Here is a 5,486-nt window from a genome sequence, read left to right on the forward strand (position 1 = left end):
GTCGGCCTTGTCGTACGGGCCGGTCGCCGTCTGGTTCAGCCGGCGTGCGACGAGCGAAACATCGGTCCCGTTGACCTTGCCGTCGCCGTTGATGTCGCCGCGCAGCACAACGTCGGTCGGCAGTGCTGGGGCGCTGAACGGCGGCTTGCGCCCCATCGATGCCTGTTCGAGCGAGTAGGCCAGTTCGATCAGCCGCGGCTCGCCGAAACGACGGCCGGCAAACGACACCCCGGACGGGATCTGGGCGCCATCCTGCTCGACGAACCCGTAAGGGATGATGACCGTCGGATAGCCTGCGCGGGCCCATGTACCCGATCCACCGGTCCCCGAGAAGACGATGGCGTCGAAATCGTCCTCGGTACCCTCTTCGCCGTCCGGACCATTGAGCGCGTTATTGATATTGGTGCGTGAATTGACGTACCCCAACGTGCGATCGGCAATGTATTGCAGGGTGTCGGCGCTGCCCGGGCTGATGTCGAGCGCATTGGACCTGATGAACTGCGCCTGCGTATATTTGATCGTGTCGGCCGTGGTGAGCGGTGCGGGAGGGTTTTCGTTGAACGCGATCAGGTCTGACAACGAACGGATGGGGAAACTGGGCGGCAGGCTGGCCAGGTAGGCGTTCACGTCGCGCTTCTGGCCGTAGTTCAGGATGCCCGGCGCGTTGGCGCCTGCAACGGTCGGAATTCTCACGACGGTGGCGCCCAATGCCTCCATTTTCGCGATGGCGTCGTTCATGATCGCCGCCCGGCTATCCGGGAAGGGTGGTACTGCAACGCGCGCGCCAGCCAGACCATCGGCCTTCAGGAAAGGCGTGTAGTCATCGAAGCAATTCCCCGGTTCAAGACACTCAAGGGTCGCATCGTCGCTGGGGTCGTAGCCGGCGATCACACCAAGCAGGATGGCCGCATCGGTCACGGTGCGGGTCATCGGGCCGGCGGTGTCCTGATCGGCCGTGATCGGGATGATGCCGTCACGACTGACCAGACCGACTGTTGGCTTGATACCTACTATGCCATTTGCTTCGGACGGCCCCAGGATGGACCCCGATGTTTCGGTGCCAATGGTCAGTGCGGAAAGGTTGGCTGCGGCGGCAATGCCCGAGCCGGCGCTGGAACCGCGCGGACTCAGCAGCGGACGACCGTCGCCGCCTGGCAGTGGCACAGGGTTGTACGGGTTGAAGCCATATCCGCCGAACCCACTGTAGCCCCCAGGCAAGCCCTGGCCGATGAAGTTCGCAAATTCCGTCAGGGTCGCCTTGCCGATGATGATGCCGCCGGCCTCGCGAATTTTCCGGGTGATGAAGGCGTCGTCGGACGGCACCGAGTCCTTCAGCGCCCAGGCGCCGCCAGTGGTCGGCATATCGTAAGTGTCGATGATGTCCTTCAGCAGGACCGGCACGCCGTACAGCGGCCCCACCGTGGTGTTCGGTGCGAAACGCGCTGCGTCCAGTTCCTTGCCGGTGTTGGCCGCTTCCGGATTTACGTAGATGTAGGAATTGAGCTTCGGACCGTCGTCGTCATACGCTGCGACGCGGGCCAGATACATATTGATCAGTTGTTCTGCGGACAGAAGCCTCGACTGGAAGGCTTCCTGGATTTGCGGCACCGTTGCCTCGATCAGACTGAACTGCTTCGGCGCGGTTTGCGCCACGGCGTTGAATGCGGCCACATTGCCGATCAGCGCCATTGCAGTTGCCAATATCTTTCTCTTCATCGCGGACGTCTCCAGAATGGATGGTTGAAGATGAACGACTCCGGTTGTCGCCCCGGATGCGGGGGCGACAACCGTATGCACGAACCAGTCCACGATGAAACTTCACTTATTTCAATAATTTATGAGTTTTTTTTGACTCCATCCAGCTGATAAGAATGGGGTTTTGTATGCACGACAGCTTCTGCACCGAAGGGGTGCATACCGGGAATAAATCACAGGTGGTGCGCACGCACTGTCGGTGACCCAAGCGGGTGCGCAAGGCTTGGCGCAGACGCGGTTGCCGGGCGGCGGGAGCGGCGGCGTTTTTGTGGGAGCGGCGGCCACAGCCCCCGGCAAGCCCTCAAGCGCAGGACTGTGGGAGCGGCGGCCTCGCCGCGATCGTGCAGCGACCATCGTTGTGCAGAGTGCGTATCGCGGCGAGGCCGCCGCTCCCACAAAACCGGGGCCACGCCCGTCAGGGCTGTAGCGAGCGGTAGCGCATCCAGGCTAGCCAGCCGACGAAGATGAAGCCGGCCATGCCGACCGCGAGATGCAGCGGCTCACCCCACAGCAGCGGCACGACCAGACCGGCCGCCANCCAGCCGACGAAGATGAAGCCGGCCATGCCGACCGCGAGATGCAGCGGCTCACCCCACAGCAGCGGCACGACCAGACCGGCCGCCAGTGCATTGGTCAGTGACTGGGCAAAACCCTGGCAGCTCGACACCATGCCGCGCGACTTCGGAAACAGATCGAGCGCCAGCAGCGACAGTGTGGGCATCGCGATCGCCTGACCGATGTTGTACAGCGCGATGGGCAGCACCGCCCAGGGCAGACTGGCCGTGGTCGCCAGATTGAGCGCGACGTTGGCGAAGGCGGCCGCGATCATGATGGTATAGGCCAGCTTGAGCTGCACCATGGGCGCCATGCGTCCGGCCAGCCGGCGGGATATCCACGAGCCGGTCATCATGCCGGCCACGGTCGGGCCGAACAGCCAGGCGAAGCCCTGCGGCGATACGCCGAGGTGGTCCATCAGGAAGGCCGGCGCAGACAGCACGTACAGGAAGAAGCCGGCGAAATTCATCGATACCGCAAGCACCAGCGCGATCAACGCCGGATGGGCGAACATGTGCGCGTAGTCGCGACCGAGCTTGACCGGATGCAGGCTGCGCCGGTGCGCCGGGTCGAGTGTTTCCGGCAGCCAGATGAAACAGGCGACCCACAGCACCCCCGCGTAGGCGGCGAGGAACCAGAAGGTGGCGCGCCAGCCGAACAGGCCGAACACCCAGCCGCCGATGATGGGCGCCGCGGCCGGTGCCAGCGCGAACAGCAGCTGGATGGTGCTCATCAGCCGCTGCGCCTGCGCGCCATCGAACAGGTCGCGCACGATGGCGCGGCCGATCACCATTCCGGCACCGGCGCACATGCCGGCCAGCGCGCGCGCCAGCCAGAGTTGTTCGATGCTGGTCGCCATGGCGCAGCCAACCGAGGTGGCGAAGAACATCGCCATCATCCACAGCACCACGCGGCGCCGGCCCAGCGCATCGGCCAGTGCGCCGTGCCACAAGGTCATCAGCGCGAAGAAGCCGAGATAGACGGTCAGCGTCTGCTGAACCTGGACCGGCGTTGCGCCCAGATCGGCGGCGATCGCCGGGAAGGCCGGCAGATACGTGTCGATCGCGAACGGACCGATGGCGGACAGGCCGGCCAGCAGGAAGGCCAGCCCGCGCGGCGAACGCGTCACTGCGCCAGCGCAGCCGGGGCGGCTGCCGGGGCAGGCGCAGGCGTGACGATAGGCGCCTGCTGCATCAGTCGGCGTTCCACCTCGCTCACTTCGACCACGCGCACCGAACTGACGTAATACTGGGTTTCGCCAAAGCAGCTGGTCGGCACACCGATGTGCTGTTCGTAGTGCAGCGACACGCGCTGGCCCATGCTTTCGTTCAACTGCTTCGCAACTACGGCGTCGCGCACGCTGAATTCGAACTTTTCGGTCAGCGTGCCGGGCATGGTCACCATGGCCAGTTCGCCTTCCCAGGTCTTGCAGAACCAGCCCTTGTTGGAAAACTTCTGAACATAGCCGGCGCGCTCGCCGGTGGAGTAGCTCCAGCTGAGCACGACCCAGGTGTAGCCGCCGAGCAGCGCGATGATCAGGGCAAGGACGGAAAAGATGCGCATGATGTGATGACGAACCTCAGAGACCGAGCCGCTGCCAGATGGTGGAGGTGAGCCCGGCCTGATTCAGCGTGTAGAAGTGCAGCCCCGGCGCGCCGCCGGCCAGCAGGCGCTCGCACAGTGTGGTGATGACGTCCAGCCCGTAGGCGCGGACCGATGCTGCATCATCGCCGAAACCTTCGAACTTGCGCCGCATCCAGCGCGGGATTTCTGCGCCGCAGGCTTCGGAAAAGCGTGAAATCTTCGAAAAGTTGGCGATCGGCATGATGCCCGGGTAGATCGGTGCATCGACGCCCATTGCGCGGGCATCATCAACGAAGGCGAAGTAGGCGTCGGTGTTGTAGAAGTACTGCGTGATGGCCGAATCGGCGCCCGCCTTCATCTTGCCGACGAAAGCCTGCAGGTCCTTCTCGGCGCTGCGCGCCTGCGGATGTACCTCCGGGTAGGCCGCCACCTCGATATGGAACCAGTCGCCGGTTTCCGCGCGCACGAATTCCACCAGTTCGTTAGCGTAGCGCAGGTCGCCCGGATCGACCACGCCGGACGGCAGGTCACCGCGCAGTGCCACCATGTGGTGGATGCCTTCTGCCTGGTAGCGCTGCAGCAGCTGACGTATGTTGTCGCGCGTCGAACCGATGCACGACAGATGGGGCGCCGCATTCAGGCCTTCGGCCTGCATTTCGAGCACGGTTTCCAGCGTGCGGTCGCGCGTGGTGCCGCCGGCGCCGTAGGTGACCGAAAAGAAGGCTGGGTTGAGCTGGCGCAGCTGGCGACGCGTGGCGCGCAGCTTTTCCGCGCCCTCGTCGGTCGCGGGCGGAAAGAATTCAACGCTGCACACGCGCGGGGTCGAGTCATTCATCGTGGTCTGTTCCGGGCGGCTTCATGGCGAACATGAAAAACTCGCGGTTGCCGTCGCCGCCGGTGATCGGGCTGTCGAAATAATCCAGTGCGTTGAGACCGCTCGCCTCGGCGAACGTGCGCAGATGCACCTCCAGGGGCGCGTATTGTGCCGCATCGCGCACGATGCCGCCCTTTCCGAGCGCCTCCGGCCCGAGTTCGAACTGCGGCTTGACCAGCGCAAGCACCTGTCCGGCCGGTTTGAGCAACGCGGGCCACTGCGGCAACAGCAGCGTCAGCGAAATGAAGCTGGCGTCGCACACCACCAGATCGAAGCCCCCGTCAGGCAGGTGACGGCCGAGCGCGGCGGCGTCAAGCGTACGGGCGTTGACGTGCTCGATGCAGGTCATGCGCGCATCGCCGCGCAGCCGCGCGTCGAGCTGTCCGTGGCCGACATCGACGCCGACCACGCGTGCTGCACCCGCCTGCAGCAGGCAGTCGGTGAAGCCGCCGGTGGATTGACCGACATCCAGACAGACCGCATCGGCCACCGACAGCCGGGTGTGCGCCAGCGCGCCAGCCAGCTTCAGGCCGCCGCGAGACACGAAGCGATCGTCTTCGCTGGCTTCGACCACCAGTTCGATGTGCGCCGGAATGTCCTGCGACGGCCGGGTGACGATCACACGGCCGGCCGCCGACAGCCACGCGACACGGCCGGCCGCGATCATCGCCTGTGCGACGGTGCGCGAGCGCGCGAGGCCGCGCGCCACCAGCGTCTG

Annotated in this window: 5 protein-coding genes; all 5 read right to left on the bottom strand. The window is 64.9% G+C overall.

Going from position 1 to position 5,486, the window contains the following annotated elements:
• On the bottom strand, positions 1 to 1,809 hold a 1,809-nt coding region (locus tag NMQ16_RS19065; RefSeq protein WP_257082546.1), incomplete at its 3' end, for an amidase family protein.
• A 361-nt stretch (positions 1,810 to 2,170) separates the two neighbouring features.
• Positions 2,171 to 3,439 carry a multidrug effflux MFS transporter gene (locus NMQ16_RS19070; protein ID WP_257082547.1) on the bottom strand — a complete coding sequence of 423 codons (1,269 nt, stop codon included), beginning with the start codon at positions 3,437 to 3,439 and terminating at the stop codon, positions 2,171 to 2,173.
• Positions 3,436 to 3,873, bottom strand: coding sequence for a hypothetical protein (locus NMQ16_RS19075; RefSeq protein ID WP_257082549.1), 438 nt, complete (start codon positions 3,871 to 3,873; stop codon positions 3,436 to 3,438). The genes NMQ16_RS19070 and NMQ16_RS19075 overlap by 4 nt, the downstream gene beginning before the upstream one ends.
• A 16-nt stretch (positions 3,874 to 3,889) precedes the next feature.
• Positions 3,890 to 4,729, bottom strand: a complete 840-nt coding sequence (gene metF / locus NMQ16_RS19080) for a methylenetetrahydrofolate reductase [NAD(P)H] (RefSeq protein ID WP_257082551.1) — start codon at positions 4,727 to 4,729, stop codon at positions 3,890 to 3,892.
• On the bottom strand, positions 4,722 to 5,486 hold a 765-nt coding region (locus NMQ16_RS19085), incomplete at its 5' end, for a TlyA family RNA methyltransferase (RefSeq protein ID WP_257082552.1). The genes metF and NMQ16_RS19085, both read right to left, overlap by 8 nt.

Origin of the sequence: Methyloversatilis sp. XJ19-49 (genome assembly GCF_024580145.1) — a bacterium.
In the GTDB taxonomy this organism is placed as follows: domain Bacteria; phylum Pseudomonadota; class Gammaproteobacteria; order Burkholderiales; family Rhodocyclaceae; genus Methyloversatilis.